This is a genomic window from Rubrivirga litoralis (assembly GCF_031846415.1).
Lineage (GTDB): Bacteria > Bacteroidota > Rhodothermia > Rhodothermales > Rubricoccaceae > Rubrivirga > Rubrivirga litoralis.
The window spans coordinates 1-332 of the sequence record NZ_JAVRHT010000099.1; the positions used below are offsets into that span (position 1 = coordinate 1).

Consider the following 332-nt stretch of genomic DNA (forward strand, 5'->3'; position numbering starts at 1 on the left):
GCCTGGGCCTGGCCGCGGGTCTTGGCCTTGAGCTTGTTGGCGATCGAGTAGCCGGCCGAGTCGTCCTCGGCGCGGTTGAGGCGGCTGCCGGTGGCGAGCCGGAGCTGGCGGATGCCGAGCTCGCTGTTGGTCTTGTTCAGCTGGCCCAGCGCCTTCATGGACTGGACGTTCGTGTTGATGCGGCTGAGGTCTCCGATGCTCATGGGTAGGGGGGACTGTGAGGGAGGGAGGGCGGTGTTGCTCCTGCCCCCGTTATCGGACGGCCTGCGGTGGCTTAAGCCGGCGGTCAAAAAAAGTCGGCGGGGCCGAACCGGGGCGCGGGTCCCAGAGAG

At 68.1% G+C, this 332-nt stretch carries 1 protein-coding gene; it reads right to left on the minus strand.

Annotated features, from left to right (window positions below):
• A partial coding sequence (locus RM540_RS16350; protein ID WP_489753818.1) for a flagellin N-terminal helical domain-containing protein occupies nt 1–203 on the minus strand: 203 nt, incomplete at its 3' end.
• Nucleotides 204–332: the final 129 nt, after the last annotated feature.